At 58.5% G+C, this 23,197-nt stretch carries 24 protein-coding genes; 8 read left to right on the top strand and 16 right to left on the bottom strand.

The annotated features are described in order from the left end of the window. The 4 genes from HNR46_RS18385 to HNR46_RS18370 all read left to right on the top strand — a co-directional run. On the top strand, positions 1 to 304 hold a 304-nt coding region (locus tag HNR46_RS18385; protein ID WP_184021608.1), incomplete at its 5' end, for a hypothetical protein. Next, a complete protein-coding gene (locus HNR46_RS18380; protein WP_184021606.1) occupies positions 285 to 626 on the top strand; it encodes an ArsR/SmtB family transcription factor in 342 nt (113 codons plus the stop codon). The genes HNR46_RS18385 and HNR46_RS18380, both read left to right, overlap by 20 nt. 67 nt (positions 627 to 693) lie before the next feature. Further along, positions 694 to 2,334 carry an FAD-dependent oxidoreductase gene (locus HNR46_RS18375; RefSeq protein WP_184021604.1) on the top strand — a complete coding sequence of 547 codons (1,641 nt, stop codon included), beginning with the start codon at positions 694 to 696 and terminating at the stop codon, positions 2,332 to 2,334. 82 nt (positions 2,335 to 2,416) lie between these two features. Next, a complete protein-coding gene (locus HNR46_RS18370) occupies positions 2,417 to 3,127 on the top strand; it encodes a DUF2202 domain-containing protein (RefSeq protein ID WP_221285278.1) in 711 nt (236 codons plus the stop codon). Positions 3,128 to 3,192: 65 nt separating this feature from the next. Here HNR46_RS18370 and HNR46_RS18365 read toward each other — a convergent pair whose 3' ends face one another. The 3 genes from HNR46_RS18365 to HNR46_RS18355 form a co-directional block, all read right to left on the bottom strand. Continuing rightward, positions 3,193 to 4,545 carry a basic secretory protein-like protein gene (locus HNR46_RS18365; RefSeq protein ID WP_184021601.1) on the bottom strand — a complete coding sequence of 451 codons (1,353 nt, stop codon included), beginning with the start codon at positions 4,543 to 4,545 and terminating at the stop codon, positions 3,193 to 3,195. Between the two features lie 88 nt (positions 4,546 to 4,633). Then, complete coding sequence (locus HNR46_RS18360) at positions 4,634 to 5,407, bottom strand: ThuA domain-containing protein (protein ID WP_184021598.1); 774 nt, start codon at positions 5,405 to 5,407, stop codon at positions 4,634 to 4,636. Between the two features lie 21 nt (positions 5,408 to 5,428). After that, complete coding sequence (locus HNR46_RS18355) at positions 5,429 to 5,782, bottom strand: TfoX/Sxy family protein (RefSeq protein WP_184021595.1); 354 nt, start codon at positions 5,780 to 5,782, stop codon at positions 5,429 to 5,431. Between the two features lie 104 nt (positions 5,783 to 5,886). Between HNR46_RS18355 and HNR46_RS18350 the strand changes: the two genes are divergently transcribed. From HNR46_RS18350 to HNR46_RS18340, 3 genes are all read left to right on the top strand, one after another. Then, positions 5,887 to 6,297, top strand: coding sequence for a cupin domain-containing protein (locus HNR46_RS18350; RefSeq protein WP_184021592.1), 411 nt, complete (start codon positions 5,887 to 5,889; stop codon positions 6,295 to 6,297). A gap of 451 nt (positions 6,298 to 6,748) precedes the next feature. Further along, positions 6,749 to 7,093: an SH3 domain-containing protein gene (locus tag HNR46_RS18345; protein ID WP_184021589.1), complete on the top strand. Its 345-nt coding sequence runs from the start codon at positions 6,749 to 6,751 to the stop codon at positions 7,091 to 7,093. 106 nt (positions 7,094 to 7,199) lie between these two features. Continuing rightward, positions 7,200 to 9,017 (top strand): ankyrin repeat domain-containing protein, encoded by a 1,818-nt coding sequence (locus HNR46_RS18340; protein WP_221285277.1) that lies wholly within the window; start codon positions 7,200 to 7,202, stop codon positions 9,015 to 9,017. A gap of 59 nt (positions 9,018 to 9,076) precedes the next feature. On the opposite strand, the gene HNR46_RS18335 is transcribed toward HNR46_RS18340, so the two are convergent. The 13 genes from HNR46_RS18335 to HNR46_RS18275 all read right to left on the bottom strand — a co-directional run bounded on the left by HNR46_RS18335 (position 9,077) and on the right by HNR46_RS18275 (position 21,959). Further along, positions 9,077 to 10,000 carry a Mul1B family putative transporter subunit gene (locus HNR46_RS18335; protein ID WP_184021577.1) on the bottom strand — a complete coding sequence of 308 codons (924 nt, stop codon included), beginning with the start codon at positions 9,998 to 10,000 and terminating at the stop codon, positions 9,077 to 9,079. A 27-nt stretch (positions 10,001 to 10,027) separates the two neighbouring features. After that, positions 10,028 to 13,021 (bottom strand): tetratricopeptide repeat protein, encoded by a 2,994-nt coding sequence (locus HNR46_RS18330; protein WP_184021575.1) that lies wholly within the window; start codon positions 13,019 to 13,021, stop codon positions 10,028 to 10,030. Between the two features lie 106 nt (positions 13,022 to 13,127). After that, positions 13,128 to 13,589, bottom strand: a complete 462-nt coding sequence (locus HNR46_RS18325; protein ID WP_184021573.1) for an ExbD/TolR family protein — start codon at positions 13,587 to 13,589, stop codon at positions 13,128 to 13,130. Between the two features lie 14 nt (positions 13,590 to 13,603). Next, a complete protein-coding gene (locus HNR46_RS18320; RefSeq protein ID WP_184021571.1) occupies positions 13,604 to 14,056 on the bottom strand; it encodes an ExbD/TolR family protein in 453 nt (150 codons plus the stop codon). Between the two features lie 75 nt (positions 14,057 to 14,131). Then, a complete protein-coding gene (locus tag HNR46_RS18315; RefSeq protein WP_184021569.1) occupies positions 14,132 to 14,917 on the bottom strand; it encodes a MotA/TolQ/ExbB proton channel family protein in 786 nt (261 codons plus the stop codon). A 137-nt stretch (positions 14,918 to 15,054) separates the two neighbouring features. After that, a complete protein-coding gene (gene nth / locus HNR46_RS18310; protein ID WP_184021567.1) occupies positions 15,055 to 15,708 on the bottom strand; it encodes an endonuclease III in 654 nt (217 codons plus the stop codon). Positions 15,709 to 15,774: 66 nt separating this feature from the next. Then, on the bottom strand, positions 15,775 to 16,416 hold the full coding sequence (locus HNR46_RS18305) for a 3D domain-containing protein (RefSeq protein WP_184021565.1): 642 nt from the start codon (positions 16,414 to 16,416) through the stop codon (positions 15,775 to 15,777). A gap of 155 nt (positions 16,417 to 16,571) precedes the next feature. Further along, positions 16,572 to 16,985, bottom strand: coding sequence for a (deoxy)nucleoside triphosphate pyrophosphohydrolase (locus HNR46_RS18300; RefSeq protein WP_184021562.1), 414 nt, complete (start codon positions 16,983 to 16,985; stop codon positions 16,572 to 16,574). A gap of 12 nt (positions 16,986 to 16,997) precedes the next feature. Continuing rightward, a complete protein-coding gene (locus HNR46_RS18295) occupies positions 16,998 to 17,816 on the bottom strand; it encodes a metallophosphoesterase family protein (protein WP_246418197.1) in 819 nt (272 codons plus the stop codon). Between the two features lie 25 nt (positions 17,817 to 17,841). Beyond that, complete coding sequence (locus HNR46_RS18290) at positions 17,842 to 18,786, bottom strand: hypothetical protein (protein ID WP_184021559.1); 945 nt, start codon at positions 18,784 to 18,786, stop codon at positions 17,842 to 17,844. A gap of 1 nt (position 18,787) precedes the next feature. Beyond that, entirely contained in the window at positions 18,788 to 19,705 is a 918-nt protein-coding gene (locus HNR46_RS18285; protein WP_184021556.1) for an ABC transporter permease, read from the bottom strand. Next, positions 19,705 to 20,556: an ABC transporter ATP-binding protein gene (locus tag HNR46_RS18280; protein WP_184021553.1), complete on the bottom strand. Its 852-nt coding sequence runs from the start codon at positions 20,554 to 20,556 to the stop codon at positions 19,705 to 19,707. The genes HNR46_RS18285 and HNR46_RS18280 overlap by 1 nt, the downstream gene beginning before the upstream one ends. Before the next feature lie 86 nt (positions 20,557 to 20,642). After that, on the bottom strand, positions 20,643 to 21,959 hold the full coding sequence (locus HNR46_RS18275; RefSeq protein WP_184021550.1) for an alpha/beta fold hydrolase: 1,317 nt from the start codon (positions 21,957 to 21,959) through the stop codon (positions 20,643 to 20,645). A gap of 206 nt (positions 21,960 to 22,165) precedes the next feature. Here HNR46_RS18275 and HNR46_RS18270 point away from each other — a divergent pair, with 206 nt between their 5' ends. Beyond that, complete coding sequence (locus tag HNR46_RS18270) at positions 22,166 to 23,185, top strand: 2-hydroxyacid dehydrogenase (protein ID WP_221285276.1); 1,020 nt, start codon at positions 22,166 to 22,168, stop codon at positions 23,183 to 23,185. The last annotated feature ends 12 nt before the right edge of the window (positions 23,186 to 23,197 follow it).

Raw genomic sequence — 23,197 nt, 5'->3', positions numbered from 1 at the left:
CCTCGCCGTCCTCGCCGTCCTCGCCGTCCTCGCCGTCCTCGCCGTCCTCGCCGTCCTCGCCGTCCTCGCCGTCCTCGCCGTCCTCGCCGTCCTCGCCGTCCTCGTCCTCGTCCTCGTCCTCGCCCTCGCCCTCGCCCTCGCCCTCGACACCGCCTTCCGCCTTCCGCCTTCCGCCTTCCGCCTTCCGCCTTCCGCCTTCTTCAACGCCGAGAAACTCCACTTTCTCCGAAGGCACTCCGCACTTTCCTCTCGCCACCCCAATTTTCATATCTTAAATATGGGATATGCCTCTGGCCAAACTTGAAGCTTTTGACCCGATGATGGTCGAACTTTCAGCCTTCGGAAAAGCTCTGTCCCATCCGGCACGCATCGCCATCCTGCATTTCATGGCCGACAAAGGAGAGGTTCCCTGCCTCGACATCGTCGCCGCGGTGCCGCTCTCCCAACCTGCTTGTTCTCGACATGTGGCTGAGTTGACCAAGGTGGGGTTGCTCGTCGCTCGCCCCGATGGAAACCATGTTTTTTACCGTCTCGAACGAGCATCCCTCGCCCGTTTTTGTGAAGCGATGTCGGCGACTCTCCACCCCAAAACTCCGCTCCCTCTCGCCTCACTTCCTACTTCCTGAACCGTTTTCTACCAAACCCCAGGTTCGTCGAAGTTCGATTGGACCTCAGTCTCCAGATTCACCTGCCATGAAAGCCCCACGCATTGTCATCATTGGAGGGGTCGCCGGAGGCGCCTCCGCAGCCGCCCGCGCCCGCCGCCATAGTGAGGAGGCCGAGATCATCGTCGTCGAACGCGGTCCCGATGTGTCGTTCGCCAACTGTGGCCTGCCTTACCACATCGGCGGCGAAATCGAAGACCGCAGCGAGTTGGCCCTACAGACTCCAGAGTCGCTGAGGTCGCTCTTGAACCTGGATGTGAGGACCCTCAGTGAAGCGATCGAAATCGATCCCGCTCGGCAGGAGGTCACCCTTCGGTCCGTCCGAGACGGCTCCCTTTCCCACGTTGGCTACGATCGTTTGATCCTGTCCCCAGGAGCCAGTCCCCTCCGCCCCCCGCTGCCCGGTATCAACCATCCCTCCATCCTCACGCTCAGAAATCTCCATGACATGGATCGCATCATGGAGAAGCTCGATTCGGCCCAATCCGTCGCGATCATCGGCGCTGGCTTCATCGGGCTGGAAATGGCTGAGCAGCTCGTCCACCTCGGGAAGAAGGTTTCCCTTGTGGAGCTGCAGCCACAGGTGCTCCCCCAGCTCGATGCCGAAATGGTCCAAGCTCTCGAACGCGAACTGAGCGAGCATGGCATCGAGCTCATCTTGGGAGACGGAATCGATGGATTCGAAGACCGCCAGGGTCGTCCGATTGCCCACTTAAAAAGTGGCCGCGAGCTGGTGACCGACCTCGTCGTGCTTTCTATCGGGGTGCGGCCGGAAAGCCAATTGGCTCAACAGGCCGGCTTGGAACTCGGACCTCGCGGGCACATTCGCGTGGATGCCTATCAACGCACCAATGTCGCCCACGTCTATGCCGTGGGCGACGTCTGTGAATCCCCTGACCCCCTGCTTGGTGGGCATGTGGCCATCGCTCTGGGCGGCCCCGCCAATCGTCAGGGTCGCACCGCAGCCGATCACATCTTTCTGGGAGATCAAGCGCTACCCTACCGAGGCTCGATTGGGACTTCGATCGTCCGCCTATTTGACCAAACCGCCGGCATTGCAGGAGCCAGCGAGCGCCGCCTCCAAATGGCGGACCTTCCCTATCGCACCGTCACCGTGAATGGACCCTCCCACGCTTCCTACTTCCCCGGAGCATCGACGATCACCCTCAAAATCCTCTGGGATCCTTCCGATGGCCGTGTGCTTGGTGCTCAGGCCATCGGACGCGATGGCGTCGACAAGCGCCTCGATGTTCTCGCCACCGCCATCCACGGGCACCTGACGATCGACGACCTCGTTCATCTCGAGTTTGCCTACGCGCCTCCCTTCAGCAGTGCCAAAGATGTGGTGAATATTGCGGGCTTTGCCGCGACCAACATCCGTGATGGCATGTTGGTGCCAGTGGCTCATCTGGAGGAGGTACGGGATGCGCAAATTATCGATGTTCGGCCCCCTGCCGCGGTGGAGAAGCTGCCGGTTCCCGGTGCTCGTAACATCCCGCTTCCTACTCTCCGCGCACGACTCTCGGAGATCGATCGCGATCGTCCGGTTTGCACCATCTGCCAAATGGGAAAAACGAGCTACTTCGCGGCACGCATTCTCGCCAATCATGGCTACGATGCCCGCAGTATCTTAGGAGGGGCCCACCATCAGGCTCCCCGGTCGGCCTGACGAAACGGCAGGAGGAGCGATTGTGTCATCCAGTGAATGCTTGAGGGGGCCCTTGCGTCCGAAACGCTGAACCACTGATTGCATGATGAAAACCATTCTCCTCATCGCCACCCTCGTGCCCTTTTCCCTGCAAGCCACCACGGAAGAGACATGGATCCGCCTCTATGAAGAAGAGATTCTCGCCCACGACCTCTACGTCGCACTGGGACAGAGATTCGGAGACCTCATGCCCTTGCAAAACATTCCCCACTCCGAATCGAGACATCGAGAGGTCATGGCAGAGATCTTGAAACGGGAAGGCGTTGGCCTCCCATTGGCCCCTGTCGGTCGCCGATTTCAGACGGAAGGGCTCGACGCTCTCTACCAAAAATGGCTGGCAGAGGGATCGAAGTCCGAAGTCGCCGCATGTCGTGTCGGCATGCGGCTTGAAGAGCACGACATCGCTGACCTCCGCCAGGCAGCGAAGTCAGCACCTGACCATCAAAAACCGCTAGCCCAGCTGGAGAGAGCCTCCCAGCAGCATCTGCGCGCCTTTCACAGAAACCTCTCAAAGCGAGGTGGAACGGCGCAACCCGAGGTGCTCGACCCCGTAGAATTTCAGAGAATTCTTGCAGATCGTAAGGACCACCGGCCAGCCGCCGGCCAGGCGGGTCCATGCAGCACCTCAAGGGGACCTCGCCGTTCAGCCAAGGAGAACCCTCAGGGTCCGAGGGGTTCCGCCGGAAGCGGGAACGGCGGATTCCGCTTCCGTGGGGGATTCTCTGCGACAGAGCCCTCCACGGACCCAAAATAAACCCCGGGGCACGACACCCCGGGGTATCAATCTGATCTGAATTTCTGGCAGCTGGGCCGGAATCGTCAGTCCCGAATGTGGAGTTTCTTGCGATGGTATTCGCGCCATTCTTCACCGAGGTCCTGCACCGATTTGCCAGTCAGATCTTCCCAGATCTTCTCTTCATACCGGCCTTCGCGTGCAGCCTCGTTCATCTTCACGACGAGATCGGGGTTGTACTTGCGGACGACGTAATCGATGAAGTTCGCACTGATGCGATAGCTCCCATCGTACTTGGCGGACCCGAAGTTCCCCTTGGTGATCTCAGCACCCTTGCTCTCCGGCTCGTAGAGGAACCAACGAATGTAGTCCGCAATCCCCTCCGTGACCCAGGTCGGTGTGTCCTTCGGATTCGAAACGCGGCGACGGCCCCACCAGTAGTTTTGTACCACGTGGACCATTTCGTGGACCACACAGCCCTTTGCTTCCTTGGCGGCCTGACCATGTAGGAATGGACCACTCAAGGAGATTCGATCTCCCGCCGCGTAGGCAGGAATTCCGGCAGGCATGTCGAGCTTGATCTCGAAATTCACCGTTTGAGGTGCCTTGTAGCCCTTGCTCGGCAGCATCTTGACCAACTTCGGGTACCAAACATCAAGGACCGGAAGCATCTCCTTTTCGATCCACGGAACCAAATCCGGACCTTTGGTCGCATCGATCAGAAAGCGATACTGACCATCGCTGCTGGTGAATTCACGAGTGACCTTTTTTTGGGAATGGAGCCTCAGAGTCTCCTTTGCCTTGGCATCCACGATATCGATCTCCGAAAAAAACGTCTGGCTCATTGGCTGGTCCTTTTCTGGAGGCACGACGTCAAAGAGCACGTACCGATAGCGACCCACCCCGCGCGTCTTCTCACCTCCAATCTCGACTCCGACGCGTCCTCCTCCTCCTTTGGTCATGGAACGGGTATCCACGGTCGCAAGGAGCGTCCATCCAAAGTCCTTGGGGTCCTTTCCTTGAGCCGGTGCTGGTTCAAAGTTCCCGGTCGTGCCGGTTGACCCGTAAACTCGGTAGAGCTGGTCCGCCCGCGCACCGGGATGCGCCGAATAGGTGGCAATCGACCCGATATCGGTCGTTTCTCCAAGGTCGGCAACCAGCCGGCCGCCGGTCGTTCCGCCGAGGAAAAAATTGGAGCGAGGATCATCATCCCCTTCCGGAACTTTTCCATCGGACACCACACCGATCTCCGCAGAGTACCGGTCTTTATCGCCGATCGCCAGTGACCACTCCGCGGTCGATCCCGCATCATTGATCGCCGGTGCTGGCAGTTTTTCGAAGGCGAATCCGTCCGTGCCGGATTCCATTTTCACATCGACCGCCGCCAATAGCGGGGCCACGCCCGAAAGGGCGATTACAAGGTTAAGGGTACGGTTCATTTGGGTTGACACGTTCGGGCAGCCTACGCCGTGCCAATGGGCCGATCTTTCGGCACATTCCGGCGGGGAAACCCGACGCTACAGCCCTTCAGCGAGGAATCCCCAGATCAGGATCCGCAAGTGCTTGAATCTCTTCCGGCTTACACAGTTCGTCGAGTTTCTCACGTTTCCCGGCCCACGCGATCGCCCGCATCAAAATCGCGCGGTAATTGGGCCGCTCGAAGGTGCTGTAAAGGTGCCCAGGGATGCAGACCACGGCTCGATAGTTGCCTTTTTCGTAAGTCCACATCTGAGGCTGACGTTGCGGCTCACCCTCCCCCGTATCGCTTTCCGCCAGGGGGGTGATGTCATCGGAAAGATCGAGATCGTAGTAGATTTCATCGTCCATCGCGAAGCTCGCGGCCCCCGCAATGATCGGATGGGGTTTCCCCCCAGCCTTGAGAAAATCCAGCTGCATCGGGCCCTCTCTCCAGCGGGTTTTGCCATGAACCCATGCCCCCCCAACAACGGACTTCCACCACGCCGTGTCGGCTCCGACGACGGCGGTGTGGATCACCACCAGTCCCCCACCACGAGCGGTGAAATGAGCCACATTCGATTTTTCCTCGTCCGTCGCATTGGCACCGTCCTGAGCATACATGACGAGAACATCGGTGGCCGCAAACTGCTCGGCACTCGGCCACGCCTTCGCTCCATCTGTCACTGCACCCCGCTCGGCGAGCAGCACCTTCCAATCGTTGAGAAAGCGCTCGTGCTCATGGGCGCCCGGACCGTGGGTTTTTTCACCGCCGCGAATGAAGATGCGCAACGGTTCGGCGTTCAGCGAAAGCGTAAGACAGGCGAGGGCTAAAAGTCGGTACATGGGAGGGAACATACTTCCCGATCAACGAGCCTTTTTCGAAGACTTGGCCGACTTTGCTCTGGGGTTAAATTCCAACGCGAGATCGAGCCAACCCTGCAAATCCTCCTCCTCGGCGTGACCTTCCGCATGCACGAAGAAGAAGCCCTTCATTCGGCGGCCTGTAAGATCCATCGGAACGCAGCCCGGACGGGCCAAAGGCGCGTCGCCCAGCGCGGGATCCAGACGGACCATCAAACGATTGCGTGTCACCCCGACACACATCTTTCCCCGGATCATGAAGCAAATCCCCCCCATCATTTTCAGGGTCTCAAATGCCACCGCCCGTACTGTAAAATGATCGGCCACCCGGTCCGCCAACGCAGCATCCTCCGTCATGTCCCCAGCCTATCTGCGGCGGCCCCCAATGGCGACACCGGAGCACGATGAAAGATGACGCGGGAGCGTTGAAACATAAGCCTGGCACGGAACGTTTCCGGCCCATGTCTGAAAAGCATGTGTTCATCACGGAAGTCGAAGCCCTGAAGGAAGAATTCAAGGGCCGCACGAACTACTGGATGTGCCGTCCCGAGGTGTGCGATCTCAAGGGCCTGCAGGTGTGCCGGGCAGTTCTGCCCGCAGGAGAAGGACACCCTTTCCACACGCATCCAGAATTGGAAGAAGTGATCTATGTTTTGGAAGGCAAAGTCGAGCAATGGGTCGAGGACTCCGCGCGCATCCTCTCACCCGGCGAAACGGCCGCGATCCCTGCAGGGGTGGTCCACGCTACCTTCAATCCCACCGACGAAGATGCGGTGATTTTGGCGATTCTCTCGCCAGGATCCAGTGAAGGGCCGTTCGCCGTGGATGTCAGCGATCAGGAGCCTTGGAAATCCCTCCGCGGCCAAGCCTAAGCGGAAAATTTTCAAAAAACACCGCGCCCCGAAAATCAAAAATCTCCGGATCCAGCCGGAGATTCTCGGAGCGGGCGGTCCACGGTCGGCGAGAGAAAAAACCCATGAATCCCTCACCGGCCGTGGCGCCTAGTCTGTAATGTGGCTGGGCTCACGACCGGAGGGAGGAAAAACCCATGAAAACCCCTCTCCGATCGTGGGATACCGAAGCAAATCTAAGCTCAAACCCAGAAAATGACCTCAATTTGCTGCGGAACCATCCACGCCAGCATTTAAGCAAACACGGTGCCAACTTTGGCCGATCCCCGTCGCAGAGCTGGAATTTTGCGAGGTTGGACGGTTTCGCTACGGTTTCCTTAAAAACTCCGCCTCGAACAGCCGTTTTGGCACGGATTTCCGCCTGCGCGGTCGGGTGATTGACGGCTCGAAGCCCGTGCGACAGGGTCCTCGCATGGCCCGATTCATCGCAAACGCCGACTACGAGGAAAAGGATTCACGTCCGCTCGCACTGACAGCGGGCGACGAAGTGACGGTCGGACCGGAAGACCGGACTTGGCCCGGTTGGGTATGGGCCACCGATGATCAAGAGCGCCGGGGCTACGTGCCTGAGGAAATCCTCGAACCCTTGGGAGAGGGACGATTTGCTGCCATGGAAGATTTTGACCCGACAGTGCTCACCATTCGGCGCGGAGACGCCTTGGAGTCGCTTCGTCAAATTCATGGCTGGCACTGGTGCCGCCACTCCTCCGGAGCTGAGGGCTGGGTTGCGGGCTATCTTCTCAAGCCCACGGAGTGATTTCAGGCAAACTCCTGATGCTCCAATCTTGAGGCCCCATCGAGGGCGTGATAGTCACGCCTTCGTGCGCCCCCTTGCACTCCTCCCAACTTCGGCACTGGCCGGCATGGTCTTCGTCTTGGTTTCCTGCAGTTCCCCCGAACGTGCAGCCCTCAAGACGCTGCAGGAACGTGGCATTGAACCCAGCGGGGCCCGACTGCTCTCTACGGTGGAAGAGGGAGAAAACGAACTGCTGAAGCTTCTCCTACAAGCCGGAACCTTCCCCGACCAACGGAACGAAGAAGGGCTCACGCCACTGCATCTCGCGATTCTCAAAGGTGACGTCAACGCCGCTTGGTTGCTCATCGACGGTGGAGCCGATCGCAATGCCGCGGGTCCAGGAGAAGTTACTCCCTTATCGCTCGCAGTGGCTTCCGGTGAAACGGCCATTGCCGATCGACTGCTCAATGCAGGTGCACGTCCCGAAGGGCGAACTCCTGATGGAGAGCTCGTCCTTCCATGGGCCATTCGACACGGTCGCTGGGTCGCTGTCCGTCGCCTCCTCCAAGGCGGTGCTGATCCCCATCAGAAAGGTGCTGACGGTAGCCCACTCCTTCACCTCGCCATTGAAAATGCGACCCGTGACCACGTCCTCCAGCTGATTCAGCTTGGTGCGGATTGCGGAGCCGTGAATGGGGAGGGTGAATCCGCTGTGGTCTTGGCCATCCGGCGCGGCTGGACGGATTTGATTCCTGCTCTCGCCATCGGTGGTGCCGATCTCAATCTGGCAGATCGCGAGGGCATGACGCCACTCGTTCGGGCCTACCGGGAAGGCCAAATGGAGAAATTCCGTCAACTCCGTGCCTGCGGGGCGAGACCCGTTCCCGGAGATCAGGTAGCCCGCCTGACTCAAGCCTATCAGGAAGGGGATGGGGAACGATGTCGGATGCTCCTGAGCTTCGGAGTGCGGCCCTCGCCCTCATTGATCCGCCTGACCGCTCGCCATGAGGATATCGACATGCTTCACCTTTTCCTGGGATACACCGAGGTTCCGGCAGGCATGCTGGCAGAGAATTGCGTTCCAGGAAAAGAACCGATCAGCTCGCTCCTTTTGGCGCATGGAGCCCGGCCCAATGAAGCGAGGACCCCGTTCAAGGGCACTGCCTTGACTCGCGCTTTGGACTCGGGATCTCGCCGACTCGCGACCCAGTTGTTACAATGGGGAGCGCTTCCCGAGCAAAATTCGGAGCTTGGTGTTTCCTCTCTTCACCTCGCCGCCGCACAAGGCCATGCCGACACCGTTCGTGCCCTCGCTTCCGCGGGCTGCGACCTGAACGCCCCGCTTCCTACACCCGTTCCCACCGGCTTTTTCTCCCAAGTGCGCGGCAGCCATCTGCGCTGGCTTCTGCGCAAGGACCGCCGAATCACGCCTCTGATGCTTGCCGTGGATTCCGGTTCCATACCGACCGTGAAAGCCTTACTCGACGCTGGTGCCAAGACCCAGGTTTGGACCCGCACCCACCATGTTTGGCCAATCAACCTCGCTGCCGGCCATGGAGACATTCCCATGATGCGGCTACTTCTTGGCAAGGATCCCTACAGAGAAGAGCGCCGAGTTCGCGTGGATCTCTCCGATCAAAAACTTTGGGTCTACGACGGAATGGGATCCGAAATCTTCTCCACCTCAGTGTCCACTGGCCGCAGTGGCTATAGGACCCGGCAGGGCACTTTTGCCATCACGCATCGCTATCGCGATTGGACCTCGACGATCTACCACTCGTCCATGCCATATTTCCAGCGGCTGAGTTGCTCAGATTTTGGTTTCCATCAGGGCCATGTCCCCGGTTACCCCGCATCTCACGGATGCATCCGAGTGCCGGCAGGAAAAGCCACTCAACTCTTCGGCATCACCGAAGTGGGCGACCGCGTGGAAATCGTCCCGTGACGCCATAAAAAACGCGGGCCCGAAGGCCCGCGTTGAAGAAAGGATCTCGCCATCGACGATCACTCCTTGGCGAACTTCGGAAGCTCGGCCAACTCACCGGACAACTTCGCCCCATTGCCCAGAGCGGCTTCATACAGCTTCGCCACCGCCGCCGCTTCGCGCAGTCGAGCGTTGCCAACAGAATTCGGGTTCTCGTCCGAGGTTCCGAATACCTTTTTCGCCCGGATCACTTCAGGATCCTGAAGATAGAGCTTCATCGAGTTCTCCGCCGCCAAAGCCGCCACCACTTCCGAAGCTCCAGCATCGGCGGTAAACGCAATGTTGTAACCGTCAAGCGCCTCCAACGGACGATTCAGCGCCTCCAAAGCGAGACCTAGGCAATAGCCCGCTTGCGCGCGCTGATAGCCTGGCAGCTTGTTGTTCTCAAGGTGACCTTTCGCCAGGCTTTCCACACGCTCCCAGGATTTCGCCTGAACCGCGCCCCACATCGCATAGAGCTCGATCTGCTTTTGTTGGAACTCACGGGTGAGGCTATTGCGATCATCCGGTTGGAAATCCGCCAAGGCCTTCTCCAACTCGTCATATCGGCCCAACTTGCGCAGGCACTCCATCGAGTAGAAGGCCGCAAGGGAGGAATGATTGTCCGGAAGTTCGATCAACGCTTGATACTCCTCGCGCACCACCTGGAAACCTTTGAGGGCCTCCTCATAGTGACGACCTTGGAATTGTTCCATGGCCGCGGTGTAGGCAGCTGGCTCCATGAGCCAAATGGCCTGGGGTTTTGAGATCCCCTGACGCTTGCTATCGACTCCAGCTTCGGTCTCGTAGTAGAGATACTGGGTCTTGCTGGCATCGGCGATCCAGACGCGCTCGAATTTGTCTTCGTGATAGACCACGATAGCTTCCTGCTGGAAGCGCTGGGCACGGGCTACCGGGCTGGCAAGAACCAACGCGGCAAGGGAAACGGGAAACAGGGCTTTCATGTTTTGAAAGAGTTCAGGGGTTCCGGATCAACGGCGGTTCTTGGCTTCCTCTTCAAGCTGCTCCTTGGATTTGACGTCAGGATTGGCGACATACTGTTGCACCAAAGCTTCGACCTCCTTCCACGCGGCTTGTTCCTCCTTGGTCGCCTTCGTGTCTGGCACGTCGACGATACGGCGAGTCAGGTCAATGTAGGTCCTGCCCAGATTGTAAGCAGCCTGGCGATCGGACACGTCACCCGATTGGCCATTCCTCTTCCAAGCGATTTCCATCGCTCGCTTGGTCGCTGGTGCTGACAGGCGAATGGCTCCCTTGTAGCTATTCGCGACGTTGTTGAAGGAGGCCAGAGCATCCTCCTCCATCCCGAGTTGGTCATAGGCCTTAGCCAGGATCATTGCGACTTCCGGCTTGCGGGAATTGTACCCATCGGTCGGATTCAGGTAGAGTCGGGCATTCTCCTTTGCCTTCTCGAACTCTCCAAGCGACATCTGCGTCTCGATCATCTCGAACAACGCCCGATCTTTGTCCGCTCGGTCCTGCGAATCGGCGATCACGCGTTCAAAGTCCTTGATTGCTTCCTTTTTCTCGGAATCGCTGCCCTTGGCGAGCACGGCCGCACGGCCGAACAACGCAGGGAACTTGTAGTCGTTGGATTCCCGGGAGAGGGCTTCCGAATAGTAGGGCAGGGCCTCCTTGGGGCTCTTGGTGCCGCGAATGAAGTCCCCCACACGAACCAAGATGAAGTTCGAGAGGTCCTTCACATCGAAGGCCGTTTTGAGGTCATCGAAGAGCACCTTGATGCTCGCATTGGCGCGCAGCTTTTGCTGCTCGTCCGCCTTGGCATTCGAGGCTTGGTCTTCAAACACACCGATCAAGGCAATCCGCAGCAGAGCTCGGGCGGCCTTGTTCTCCAACTGAATCCCAGGGAAGTCGTAGTAGAGGGTCTTCAGTTCATCCGCCGAGTGCTTTTCAAGGTAAGCCTCGGTGAACGATCCGATCGCCTCTTCCATGCCCGCTGCACCTGGAGTATTCGCCAGCTCGGTAATCACCCCTTGAAGTCGCTCCAAAGCTTCATCACCGCGACCCACCGCCTGCATGGCGTAGATCTCACCCACAGCAACTTGGGCCTTGTAGGGCGAATCAGGATACTTTTCCCAAAAGCGATCCGCGTAAGCCACTGCATCGGCAGCCCGATCAGGAGCGTCCTTCTTCACCGGCTTTTCACCAAGCAAGCCGACGAGATAGTTGAGGGCTTCACTAGCAACGATCTTATTCCCGCGGTTTTCCGCCAGCTCAAGAGCCTTGGTATAAGCTTCCTCTGCTTCCGGATTTTTCCCCTGATTCTGGAGAATATTGCCCTTCAGATTGAGAGCCATCTCCATCACCTCCGAGGTCGGAAAGTCCGACTCCAGCCGGGTCAATTGGCTCAGCGCCGCATCGAGTTCATCCAGTGCGTAGGCACAGTTGGCGCGATCATAGATGGCAAACGGAAGGTAGAGGTTCTCGCCCGCGTCCGGATAGTCGGCAATGAACTTGTCGAGCAGCTCCGCAGAGGCCGCCCAGTATTGCTCCCGCGATTTGTTCGACGCCTGGAAATAGTGAGCAGGAATGACGAATTGGCTCTCAGGATAGAGTTTGACGTGCTGGTCGAGCAACTCCTGCGCTTCGCTGTAACGTCCCGTGTAGTATTTGCTACCACCAAGGACAAACAGGCACATGTCATGTTCCGGGGTGCCCTCTTCAAGCGTCCCGAGGGTTTCCTCGGCAATTTCAATGCACAGCTCATACTGGCCGTTGAAAAACAGCGTGGTCAGCATCAAGCGGTGGATCGCAGCGAGGTGCTCGGAGTCCGGGAACTGTTGGCGGAACAGATTGCCGTATTTCTCAGCAGCCGGCACGTGACCCGTCATCGAAGCGGTTCGGACCAGGTTGTAGAGGTAATCTTCGCGGTTTTTGCTCTTCGGATACAGCTCCTCAAGTTGAAGGTAGCTCTCGTAGGCACCACGAACATTGCCTGCCGATTCGTGGATGAAGGCCACCGCCGCAAGTTGGATGACTTCGTTTGGATTTCCGCCGGAGATCGACTTCTTGAGACGGGCGACGGTATCGGAAAGCTCACTTCGACGCAGCACTCGGCTCCCATCCTGGATCCCTGCGCGATCTCCCATGCGAGCAAGGCGGGATTGCGCATCTTCAAGCATCACCTGAGTGGAAGGAATCAACTGGTAGAGTTCCATCGCCACCGTTTGCATGCCCGCTTGGAAGGCCTCTGCTGCCAGCTTGAGAAACACCGGTGCGTAGGGCGGCATCTCATACGGCTCGATTAAGATGTCGGCCCGATTGCTGTTGAGGAAATCCGTGAGGGACTTTTCGTCCTTCGTCTCGATCACCGCACCTACGAGCGCTTGGAAGGCATTGACGATTCCAGCACCCGGCGTCTTGTAGGCGTCCTTGTTCTTGAGAGCGGTTTCAAAGTGCTTGTTGCCCTCGGAAACGTTCTTCAGCTTGAAATTGCAGATCGCGAGGTTGATGTAAAACGATCCTGGAGCAAAGCCATCCCGGGTCTTGTCCCGTTCTTGGATGAACTTTTCATACATCTTCAACGCGGTCTCCCACTGGCCGGCACCTTGGGCAGCTTCGGCCCAGCGCAGCAGCGCCCGCTTGTTGAAGGCATTGCCTCCTCCTTGGGCTTGCTCCGAATTGTTTGGATACCGCTCATAGCAGGCTTGGAATGACGCCATGGCATCCTCCCAGCGTTTGAGGCGCATTTCACAAATCCCCTTGCGGTACCAGGTCACGCCAAATTGCGGACCATAGAGTTGCATGGCCTTGTCGTCGAATCGCTCGACGCATTGGGTAAGGAGCTTCAGCGCGTCTTCCCACTTTCCGCCTTCCATGGCGTTGGTGGCTTCGGCATTGAGGCCTTGAGGCGTCTCGATCTGCCCGTAAGCAGGAGTGAGAAGCGGGGCGGTGGTCAGGAGCGCACCAATGAGGGGCACGATCGATCGCTTGATGGGCTGCATTTCGGTCGAAGTACTGGTTTTTTAAAACGGAGAGCGCCGATTCGCCGGTCCCGCAAGGGGCAACGGATCGGCGCTTGGAAAGAACACGTATCCCGGTGGTCGAAATTCAGGGATCGACGAGGTCGGTGAAGGTCACCTTGGTAATGCCCACCCCCGCGAGAGCGTTGAGCACATCAATCACCCGCTGTTGCCGAGCACTACCGTCTACGTAGATCTGAACGAGGGCTTCCTGCCCGCTCGACTTGGCCAGGTCCGAATAGGCCTGAAGGTCGGCGAACAACAGCGGAACCGAGCGGTTGTCATCCGCATCCATGGCGAGCTGCGCCGCACCGGTTCCGACAAAGATGGCACCAGAGGCATCGATCTTGATCAGCTTCGGCTCAATTTCCGGCGGCTTCTCACTGGGAGCGGCCGCAGGAAGGGTCATCGGCACATCTTGTTCGCGAGGTTGGATGGTGGTCGTGACCAGGAAGTAGATGAGCAACAGGAAAGTCGCATCGATCAACGAGGAGATGTCCAGCTTCGGCAGGTCCTCTTCGGCACTTTCAGAATGTTTGTGGCGGGCCATGTTGCAAGTGGGGTTTATCGAGCCTCAAAGCCGTAGGTGGAAAAGAGAACCTGATCGACACCGCCGCGGGCCGAGGCACGAATGACCTGTCGGCAGTATTTGAAGACCGCTTCTTTGTCCCCACGAAGGTGGAGCTTGGGCTGGTAGCCCATGAGATCGATTTTCTCTTTCTCCTTTTTCACGAGTTCCTCAATGGCGGCTTCGTCCGTGAGGGGATCGCCATTCTCGGAAAAGAAATCACCGTTCTCATAGATGTTGATCACGATCCGACCGGTTCCGTCACTGGCCTTCTTGGAATAGCTAGCGACAGGGGGCTTCACGTTGGCGTCCTGCTTGACGATGATCATGGTCGCATTGACCAAGAAGAAGATCAGGAGCAGGAACACCATGTCGATCATCGGCGACATGTCGATGGCGAGCTCATCGCCATCATCGGCCATCGCGGCCCGAAGTTTGTTGGAAGCCATGGTGTCGTTGGGTTCCGGGGGTTTTTCCGGGGAGAGGACAAGGGCCGCACCGTAGCGGCCCCGGTCACCAGCAAATCAAACGGCGATGCCTTCCGGAATCTTGGCCAAATAGGCATCCTGATTCACGGTCTGGATCGAGGCATTGAGCATGTCCTCGGCAGCGTGGTGACAATCCGCAACGAGATTGTTGAGGCGGTTCTTAAAGAAGAAGTAGGCAAGCAGTGCCGGAATGGCCGTGATCAGACCCCACATCGTGGTGAGGAGGGCGACCGAAATCGAACCTGCCAACTGGCTTGGGTCGGCCTGACCGGATTCGGCAAGAATGCCGAAGGCCTGGACCATACCGATCACGGTTCCGAGAAGTCCGAGCATCGGCGCGGCTTGAGCGACCAACGAGATGTAGTTCACCCAAGTCATCGAGCGGCGATTTTCGTTGATGGAGAAATCCGCCATCGCGTCTTCGACTTGATCACGACCGAGATCTTCGGGCCGGGTGGCGTCGATGTTCGGCAGCGAATAAGCCATCATGCGGCCGAGGTAGGACGGATGAGAGGCGGCCAGTTCGATCGCGGAGCGCACACGGCAATTGGCCATGTGATCAAGGAGCTCGGCCTTCAGGTCATCCGGGCAGAACTTGGGCTTGGTGAGATTGATGAAGTTGAAAACGGCCAGGGCAATGAGAGCCACCACCGCGGCGCCGATGAAGAACATCGTGGGACCACCATCGATCACATACTTTTGAAGAGCATTCTTCGAGGGAGCCGCTGCATCCTGAGCGAAAAGTGAGGGGGCGGAAACCAGAAGGCTGGTGACGACAAGGGCCATCGTGCGGCCCGGACGACGAACGGATTGCAGGATCATGGTGAGGGATGGATCTTTTTGGTTTTTTAGCTCTTGGAAATTGTGGGGGCATTCTCGGAATCCGACATGGACCGACAAGGCTAGATTTCAAAAAGACCTGTAGGAACCGTGGCTTTCGGCCGATTCACGAGGATTTACTAGCTCTTTCGGGTGATGACCGGACGTTTGCGAAGAGGGAAAAGCTCCTGGCACAAAGGGCATGTAGTGCCATTGCAACCACGGGCGGTACAATGTTCGCGACCGTAAAAGATGATCCGAAGGTGGAGAGCATTCCAGTGGTCACGGGGAAAAAGTTTTTTTAAATCGCGCTCAGTTTGCTCAACCGACTTTCCATCGGTCAGTTTCCACCTTTGCGCCAAGCGGTGAATGTGGGTGTCCACTGGAAATGCCGGAACGCCAAAGGCCTGCGCCATCACAACCGATGCCGTTTTGTGACCCACACCCGGGAGTTTTTCCAATGCTTCGAAATCGGGAGGCACCTCGCCACCGTGATCTGCGAGCAAAATTTTTGAAAGTTGGGAAATCGCCGCGGCCTTGCGAGGCGACAAACCACAGGGACGGATGATGCCTTGAATGACTTCTACGGGAAGCTCGGCCATGGCATGGGGGGTATCGGCCAACTCAAACAGGGCCGGAGTCACCTGATTCACTCGCACATCGGTGCACTGAGCTGACAGAAGAACGGCCACCAAAAGGGTGAAAGGGTCCGAGTGATCGAGCGGGATCGGAGTTTCAGGGTAGAGTTCGGCCAGGCGTTGATCGATGTGCGCGGCGCGTTCGGAGCGGGTCATCTGACAAAGGGAACTCGATACAAAAAAGGCGGGCCACACGGCCCGCCGGAATCGCTGAAAAGAGGCTCAACGGGAAGCCGTGGCGTACCCGCGATTCATCTTCCCTTGAATGGCCGCATACATTTGCCGGCAATGGGTGAATCCGGTGCGCTTGGCGAGAATCTCAGCACTGCGGGCGTAGGATCCCCACTGGACGATAGCAATTTCCACTTTGCGGCAACCCCAGGCATCCATATGGCCCCGCGTCGGAGTGTAGATATCGATGGTTCCCGTCCCGGTAAGAGCCGATCCGTAGTCATCAACGACGAAAAGCTGCGGCATGCCCTTGATGCGGAACTTCGTGCCCACGGGATAGACCGACCAGTCCGCGGCAGCACTGCGCACCTGAGAAGTGTAGCGCAGAGGCGTTCCAGCGGCATTCATCGAACCATACTCCAAGTGATCCGACTCACTGCAAGTGTAGGCCGTTGTGCGGACGTAACGGACGCGCTCCGAATTGTAGAGCGGCATGCCATGCTTGTCGCGAGGCTTGGTGAGCCCGGACTTGACCACACTCGCGGATGGGTTGGCCGTGGCATACACCGAGGAACCCACCATGTTCCTTGAGTAAGACGAACCGTCGCGAGCGCGATCCTTCGAGACGAGGGCGATGTTGCTGCCACAACTGGCGAGGAACAGGGCTGCAAGTGCGGGGATAAGAAATCGCATGATCAAAAAGAAGATCCTGAAGTTCAGGAGGTTCCCGGATGATTGGACGGCTGCTTCTAGGCTAGCACCCCAACGGCGGGCAATGGAATTCTTCCACCGTTAGAGTCATCGAGGCGAAGCAGGTTCCAGGCCACCGTGAACTTTTGCGGGATCTTTCATGCAGTTTCCTCCCCGCGAGATCGCCTGAGGGCGCACCATTCTGCGAGGATCGGAAGATCTGCTTCGGCCCACTCCAAGCTTTCCAGCTCTGCGACCGAGCACCAGCGAAGAGCCTCGTGCTCGCGGGCGACAGGAGTGCCGGAGATCACCTGACAAAGCATGGGGATCAATCGAATCGGTCCACGGCCGTAGTCGTGATCGACTGGCGTCAAAGACGCACCCGGAGCGACCTGAATCCCGAGTTCTTCGTCCAACTCCCGAACCAGAGCAGCGTCGATCGACTCGCCCTCTTCGACTTTTCCGCCGGGAAATTCCCACTTTCCGGCCAAGTGTTTCCCCGCGGGTCGCTGGCAGGCAAGCAACCGCCCCGTGTCATCCTGAATCAGGCCGGCAACGACGTGAAGAAGCATCTCGGTGCGAAATCAACGCCCGTCTGCAAGCCTTTCGGCGAGCATTTCCGGCAATCCCGCAGCACGAATTTTTTCCTGAGTGGTGCGGATGTCGTACTCAAGGCGCCGAAACACAATCGTCCGACTAGGGATATCGTAAATGGCGTAGCAAGCCCGCCAGTCTCCATCGCGAGGCTGGCCAACCGAACCCACATTGATGAAATATTTCTGTCCGGGTTCCACCACCACCGATTCCGCAGGGACCTCGACAACCTTGTCCGTCTTCACGTAAACGCGCGGAACGTGGGTATGCCCGTGGAAACAAACTTGGGTGAACTGGTAGGAGAAGTTCGACATCGCATCGAAGCGATTGGTCACGTAGTTCCAATTCGCGGGCTGATCCAGGGTGCTATGGACGACCGTGAAGTCGGCGATTTGCCGGACCATGCGCAAACGGCGAAGCCAGGTGCGTTGTTCGTCGCTGAGCTGTTGGCGGGTCCACTCCAACGCGGCCGCCGCCACCGGATTCATCGAATCCAGAGAATGATCACCGGAGGCATCTTCGTCGTGGTTTCCCTTCACGACCGGGCACCCCATATCCCGCACAATCTCAAGGCACGCGGCAGGATCGGCGTTGTAGCCCACGATGTCTCCCATGCAGATGTAGGAGTCGCAACCCTGCTCCTGAGAATCGGCGAGGGCGGTTTGCAAGCCTTCCAGATTCGCATGGATATCGCCAAAGAGCGCGATGCGCTGGAGCGGTTGATCGATTCCCGCAGGTTCGGCGGGTTGGGGCATGACGCCCATCGGCGGCGGGGCGATGACAGGAGGGGGTCCGCTGGGCGGTTGCATGGCGATCGATGGGGCGGGGAAAGGATTACTTTCGGTTCTCGAGATGGGCTCGGGCAGTGAAGACGCTCTTGGTTTCGGGCACGGCGAGGATTTTCTCAAGCTTGCGGAGTGTCTCCTCGACCCCGTTCATCGGATAGTTGGCATCCAGATCCAGAAAATACGTCCCCAGCTTTCGGTAGGCGTCCTTTTCTCCATCAAACATTTCGGTGGCCAAGGAAAGGCCATCCCGCGCCGGATCCTGCCTCATCAGAAGGGCGAAGTGAACGCAAACCAAGGTCGGAACCTTCCCGCCTGGCTCGTGACGGAGTTCCTCGACGTAGGGCAAGGCGGAGCCCACCATTTCAGGATCTTGGACTTGAGCATAGGCCACGAATCGCCGCATGAACGGCAGCGGCGCATCGCCCTCTGATGCCATGCGAAATGCCTCCGCCGCTTTGGAATAATCGGGTTCGCTATGCGGATTCAGATATCGGGTCCCGAGCGCCCGCCACAATCGTGTGCTGCGGGGATTGTGGCGGATGCCCTCTTCAAGGAAACGCGTCGCTCGAACCAACCAAGTGTGCTGCAAGGCACGGGCTCTCGCCGGAGGCAGATCCTCGTAGTTGTTCCGATAATACGAAACGGCATTGATGCCCATGTGCCAGTAACCGGTGTCCCAATAGAAGGGAGACTCCGGAGCGAGCTGGACGATGGTTTCGTAAGCTTCCGCCACTCCATCCCAGTATTTGTCGTCAAAAAACGTCTGCGCCCTGAGACTCAGAATGCTCGCGACCAAAGTCCGCAACCCTCCAAGCGAGACGGCCCAGAATCCTTGTCCCAGCTTCTTCTGGGTCGAAATCTCCAAGGGCGCACGGAGCATTCCCTCTGCCTGCAAATGCTCCGTCATCCGCTGCTCGATCGGGGCACGCAACGCTCCCGCCACGACGAGAAAGAGCGCGGCGGCGGTGATGCGGCGAAGCTGCGGGCTCATCTCAAAATTCCTTGCGAGCAAAGATCAACCACGAGGCGAAGGTGTAGGTCACCACGTAAAAGGCCGTCGATGCGATCGACATCCCAAGGTGGATCGCTTTCAGCGGTTTTCCCTCAATCACCGCATCCACCAGATTGTAGAACTGCATGTCCGGAAGAAGCACCGTCATGATCAGGCGACCCACTTGCGCCACTCCCCCATGATGGCCGAACCAAGCGTCCCGGGCCTCGGCCTGGAAAAAGCCAGCAAACAACACGAGGAAACCGACAATCGCGGTGAACAAGGTGCTCGTGGAAAAGGTCGACAACAACAGCGCTAAGGATGCGATCAGGAGCGACCGCAGAAACACCACCAAAACCGCTCCCTGAAGGGACCACGTGGGCCCCAAAGCCCGGACATCCGCGGAGATTCTTTCCAAGGTCGCCTCGGTTGCATCACGCTGCCGGGCGAATTCCAGCTGCCTTTCGAGAACCGCCGTCATGCGTGGCTGGAGCACCAAGTTCATCAAGAGGTCCATCGCCAGCAGCGACAGGAAAATCAGCAGCGCCACCCCGCACAGCTTCCCCACCAGATAGTCAAGACGCGGCACCGGCTTTGCGAGAATGGTATAGAGCGTGCGATCTTCCACGTCCTTGGGCAGCAGCAATCCCGTCGCCACCACTCCCAGAACGAGCGAAAAGATGCTCATGCAGCCCAGCGAGGTGCTCTTGATCGAATAGAGCAACTCGGTGCCGGCATTCTCCGGTGATGCATGCGTGGGCAGCTCCAAAAAATTGGCGCCGATCACCACCACCGCGAAAAACGCGAGGAAGTAGAACACCTTCATCCTCACCAACTGCGTGAAGGTGTGGGTCGCAATGATTCCAATCCGCCGCAAATGGAATGGTCGGGTCGGTTTGAGGGGAGACGCAGAATTCATCAATCAGGACGACGAGAAGTTTCACGGAGGAACAAACGCTCCAAGGTGGTCCGGGGTCGCCCACTGCGCACCCATTCGGCTCCCTCCGCCTGCGCGACGAGGCGCTGAATCTCCTCCAGCAGCTCAGGTGAAGCATCCTTCAAGACCACTTCGGTCTGGTCTTCGATCGACAGCAAATCCTCCAAGCGTCCCTCCCGAACCATCTTTCCACGGAAGATGATCCCCACCCGGTCACAGACCTCCTGAACCTGCTCCAACAAGTGGGAGCACAAAAACACCGTAATCCCGCGCTCACGCAGGGCGAAAATCAGGTCCCGAATCTGACGCGATCCGATCGGGTCGACGCCCGCCGTCGGTTCATCCAGGATCACCAGTCTGGGTTCCTGAATCAGCGCCTGGGCCAAACCAATGCGCTGGAGCATGCCCTTCGAATATCCGCCAAGCCGACGATCGCGGGCTCCCGTCAGGTCCACCAATTCCAGCAGCTCGCCGATTCGGTCCTTCAGCGTTTGGCCACGCAAACCGCACAACTTGCCGTAAAAGGCCAGTGTCTCCTCGCCCGTGAGATGCTTGTAAAAATAAGGATTTTCCGGGAGAAAACCCACTTGCTCCCGAGAATCGACCGCCAGCGAATCCGCCCCAAAAATCCGGCAGGTGCCCGACGTCGGCGCCACCAATCCGAGCAGCGCTTTCATCGTCGTCGACTTTCCCGACCCATTCGGGCCAATCAGTCCGTACACCTCGCCAGGAGCGATCGTGATCGAAACTTGATCGACCGCCAATAGCTCCCGACCCCGGAGTTGGGGTTTGAAGACTTTGACCAGACGGTCGATTTCAACGGCGGCTTCCATGCTGTGTCCTTGGCGACATTAGGCCGCGCGATTGCTGCCATGCAACGGCTTTCCTGCCGGTAAAGCGAGGGGCACCAACGCTGCGGTCAAAGACGTGGCGACTCCAGTCGCTCCAGAAGCGTCGAAACGATCTTGGGACCCTCTGTGCCGATGCCATTGTGCTCCCATTCATTGCTGACCCACTGGTAGAAGTTCGGGATCGCGAGCGCCGTTTCCCGCGACTTCTCAATCGGCACATACATATCTTCGAAGTAGGAAATCGCGGCCGTCGGCACCTTGTTGCTCGCCAGCTGTTTGCGATCGTAAAGTGGACCCCAATCGCTGCGCGCAGCCAAAATTTCAGCGCATGCCTTGAGCGGCCGGAGGGCAACGAAATCATCGAGCATTCCCGGCGCAATCATCTCCCCGGTGAACAGCAGCCGCTCACTGCGGCGAATCTCAAACTCTGGAAACTCCGCCCGCAGGCGCTCAGCCGTCCAGTCCGTCGCCTCCCCCTCGGCGTAGATGGATTCGTGGAGAATGCAAAAGATCGGATTGCTGTCGAAGGCATGGGCCGCTTCCACCGCCATCAGGAAGTCGAGCGCCAGCTCGCGGCCACTGGAACCATCCACCCAAGCTTTCTCCAACAGGTAATGGAGTTGCTCGAACCCCCCATCCATCCCCAACAACAATCCCAGGGCCTGGAAGCGGCGGGGACTCAGGGTGCCTCCGCTAGGCAGCGTCACCTCGTGGTCGAGCAAGTGGGCGACGATTTCGCGCACTCGCGCATCGTCTTCCGGGTAGTGGCGGTAATACGCCTCATTCTTCTCCCGGACTTTGACGTAGGTGTGACGATAGTTGGCCTCTGCTCCACCCTGAATGCCCGGCACTCCTCCGGTGATGATCACCCCATCCAATCCCTCGGGGTGAAAGGAAAGATAGGTGAGAAGGCAGAATCCTCCGTAACTTTGGCCGATCCCCTTCCACTTTTGGCCCGGCTCCAACAAGCTGTGACGGATGCACTCGGCATCGCGGACGATCGCATCGGCACGGAAATGCGTCAGGTAATCTGCCTGCTCCTGTGCAGTGGCAAAGCGGGCGAGCGTCTGCGGCAAAACCCGAGTGCTCAGCCCTGTTCCCCGCTGATCAAGCAGCAGAAGCCGATGGGTCTTGAGAACTTCGCCAATCCAGCCCCCCTCATTCATCGGCCGGTTGGCAGGAAATCCGGGGCCTCCTTGAAAAAAGATCATCCAAGGCAAATCGTCGTGCACCCGCTTCGAGCCCACCACTTCCCGCGCGAATACTTCGATCCGAGGGGAATCGGCCTGATGGTGGTCGAGCGGCATTTCAAAAACATGATCGCGCAGCGCGATCTTCTTGAAGGTCCGATAAGACGTGGAGCGGAATGGAACGGCAGCGATCATGGAGTGCGGGCCGATCCAAGAACCTTGCGGGCGTCCGGTCAACCGGCGAGCACCCTCCGAGTGGAGGGGAAGACCCGGCCACCCCTCCGGAGGTCCTGCCGTGAACCCTTCCACCACTCTCCTCCGCTCGACGCTTTCCCCCCTCCCCGAAACCCTGTTAGCCTCTTGGCAAGTTCCCGCTGCACCCTTTCAAGACCTCTCTCATCATGCCCGCCATCGCGACTGCCTTCTACGACACCAAAAGCTACGACAGGACCTATTTTCTCCGGGAGAACGAGGGCGGAGACGTCGAGCTGCGATTCTTCGAACATCGGCTCAACGCATCCACTGCGGCCTCAGCGGAGGGGTGCAAAGCCGTCTGCGTTTTCGTCAACGACCGCGTGGACCGCGAATGCCTGACCGAACTGGCCCACCGGGGGGTGAAACTCATCGCCCTGCGCTGTGCCGGTTTCAATAATGTCGATCTGGAGGCCGCCGCGGAACTAGGACTCCAAGTCGTTCGCGTTCCGGCCTATTCGCCTCACGCCGTGGCCGAACACACCGTCGCCTTGCTGCTCGCCCTCAATCGCAAGATTCACCGTGCCTACTACCGCGTGCGGGAAATGAACTTCTCGCTCGGTGGATTGGTCGGATTCGATCTCCACGGCAAAACGGTGGGCGTCGTCGGAACCGGCAAAATCGGCAAACTCGCGGCAGGGATTTTCCGAGGATTTGGCTGCGACGTTCTGGCCAGTGATGCCTACCCCGATGCCCATTGGGCATCGGCCACCGGAGTGCGCTACGTCCCCCTCGAACAATTGTTCGCAGAATCTGACGTCGTCAGCCTGCACCTCCCTCTGACGCCTGAATCCGATCATCTGCTCAATGACGACGCGATTGCGCGCATGAAACCCACCGCCTACCTCATCAATACCAGCCGTGGGCGCCTCGTGGATAGCAAGGCGGTCATCCGAGCACTGAAAGAAGGACGACTCGGCGGCGTTGCCCTCGATGTCTATGAAGAAGAAGAAGGAGTATTTTTCGAGGACCACTCCGACCACGCCCTTCAAGACGATGTGTTGACTCGTCTCCTCAGCTTCCCGAACGTTCTGATCACCTCCCATCAAGCTTTCCTCACGGACGAAGCCCTAAAGGCCATCGCCGGCGTCACCCTCGATAGCATCCGTCGCTTCGCGGCGGGGGAGCGCCCCATGGAAGAACGCGTCCCCGTGGGTGATCGACCTTGATTCCGGCCGGAG

The organism is Haloferula luteola (assembly GCF_014201715.1).
Classification (GTDB): Bacteria; Verrucomicrobiota; Verrucomicrobiia; order Verrucomicrobiales; family Akkermansiaceae; genus Haloferula; species Haloferula luteola.
This window is presented reverse-complemented; position numbering and strand designations above follow the sequence as displayed.

Bases quoted from the DNA above. Each gene is read 5' to 3' on its own strand.
- HNR46_RS18380 (WP_184021606.1), top strand. From the start codon at position 285: ATGCCTCTGGCCAAACTTGAAGCTTTTGACCCGATGATGGTCGAACTT.
- HNR46_RS18375 (WP_184021604.1), top strand. From the start codon at position 694: ATGAAAGCCCCACGCATTGTCATCATTGGAGGGGTCGCCGGAGGCGCC.
- HNR46_RS18370 (WP_221285278.1), top strand. From the start codon at position 2,417: ATGATGAAAACCATTCTCCTCATCGCCACCCTCGTGCCCTTTTCCCTG.
- HNR46_RS18365 (WP_184021601.1), bottom strand. From the start codon at position 4,545: ATGAACCGTACCCTTAACCTTGTAATCGCCCTTTCGGGCGTGGCCCCG.
- HNR46_RS18360 (WP_184021598.1), bottom strand. From the start codon at position 5,407: ATGTACCGACTTTTAGCCCTCGCCTGTCTTACGCTTTCGCTGAACGCC.
- HNR46_RS18355 (WP_184021595.1), bottom strand. From the start codon at position 5,782: ATGACGGAGGATGCTGCGTTGGCGGACCGGGTGGCCGATCATTTTACA.
- HNR46_RS18350 (WP_184021592.1), top strand. From the start codon at position 5,887: ATGTCTGAAAAGCATGTGTTCATCACGGAAGTCGAAGCCCTGAAGGAA.
- HNR46_RS18345 (WP_184021589.1), top strand. From the start codon at position 6,749: ATGGCCCGATTCATCGCAAACGCCGACTACGAGGAAAAGGATTCACGT.
- HNR46_RS18340 (WP_221285277.1), top strand. From the start codon at position 7,200: ATGGTCTTCGTCTTGGTTTCCTGCAGTTCCCCCGAACGTGCAGCCCTC.
- HNR46_RS18335 (WP_184021577.1), bottom strand. From the start codon at position 10,000: ATGAAAGCCCTGTTTCCCGTTTCCCTTGCCGCGTTGGTTCTTGCCAGC.
- HNR46_RS18330 (WP_184021575.1), bottom strand. From the start codon at position 13,021: ATGCAGCCCATCAAGCGATCGATCGTGCCCCTCATTGGTGCGCTCCTG.
- HNR46_RS18325 (WP_184021573.1), bottom strand. From the start codon at position 13,589: ATGGCCCGCCACAAACATTCTGAAAGTGCCGAAGAGGACCTGCCGAAG.
- HNR46_RS18320 (WP_184021571.1), bottom strand. From the start codon at position 14,056: ATGGCTTCCAACAAACTTCGGGCCGCGATGGCCGATGATGGCGATGAG.
- HNR46_RS18315 (WP_184021569.1), bottom strand. From the start codon at position 14,917: ATGATCCTGCAATCCGTTCGTCGTCCGGGCCGCACGATGGCCCTTGTC.
- nth (WP_184021567.1), bottom strand. From the start codon at position 15,708: ATGACCCGCTCCGAACGCGCCGCGCACATCGATCAACGCCTGGCCGAA.
- HNR46_RS18305 (WP_184021565.1), bottom strand. From the start codon at position 16,416: ATGCGATTTCTTATCCCCGCACTTGCAGCCCTGTTCCTCGCCAGTTGT.
- HNR46_RS18300 (WP_184021562.1), bottom strand. From the start codon at position 16,985: ATGCTTCTTCACGTCGTTGCCGGCCTGATTCAGGATGACACGGGGCGG.
- HNR46_RS18295 (WP_246418197.1), bottom strand. From the start codon at position 17,816: ATGCAACCGCCCAGCGGACCCCCTCCTGTCATCGCCCCGCCGCCGATG.
- HNR46_RS18290 (WP_184021559.1), bottom strand. From the start codon at position 18,786: ATGAGCCCGCAGCTTCGCCGCATCACCGCCGCCGCGCTCTTTCTCGTC.
- HNR46_RS18285 (WP_184021556.1), bottom strand. From the start codon at position 19,705: ATGAATTCTGCGTCTCCCCTCAAACCGACCCGACCATTCCATTTGCGG.
- HNR46_RS18280 (WP_184021553.1), bottom strand. From the start codon at position 20,556: ATGGAAGCCGCCGTTGAAATCGACCGTCTGGTCAAAGTCTTCAAACCC.
- HNR46_RS18275 (WP_184021550.1), bottom strand. From the start codon at position 21,959: ATGATCGCTGCCGTTCCATTCCGCTCCACGTCTTATCGGACCTTCAAG.
- HNR46_RS18270 (WP_221285276.1), top strand. From the start codon at position 22,166: ATGCCCGCCATCGCGACTGCCTTCTACGACACCAAAAGCTACGACAGG.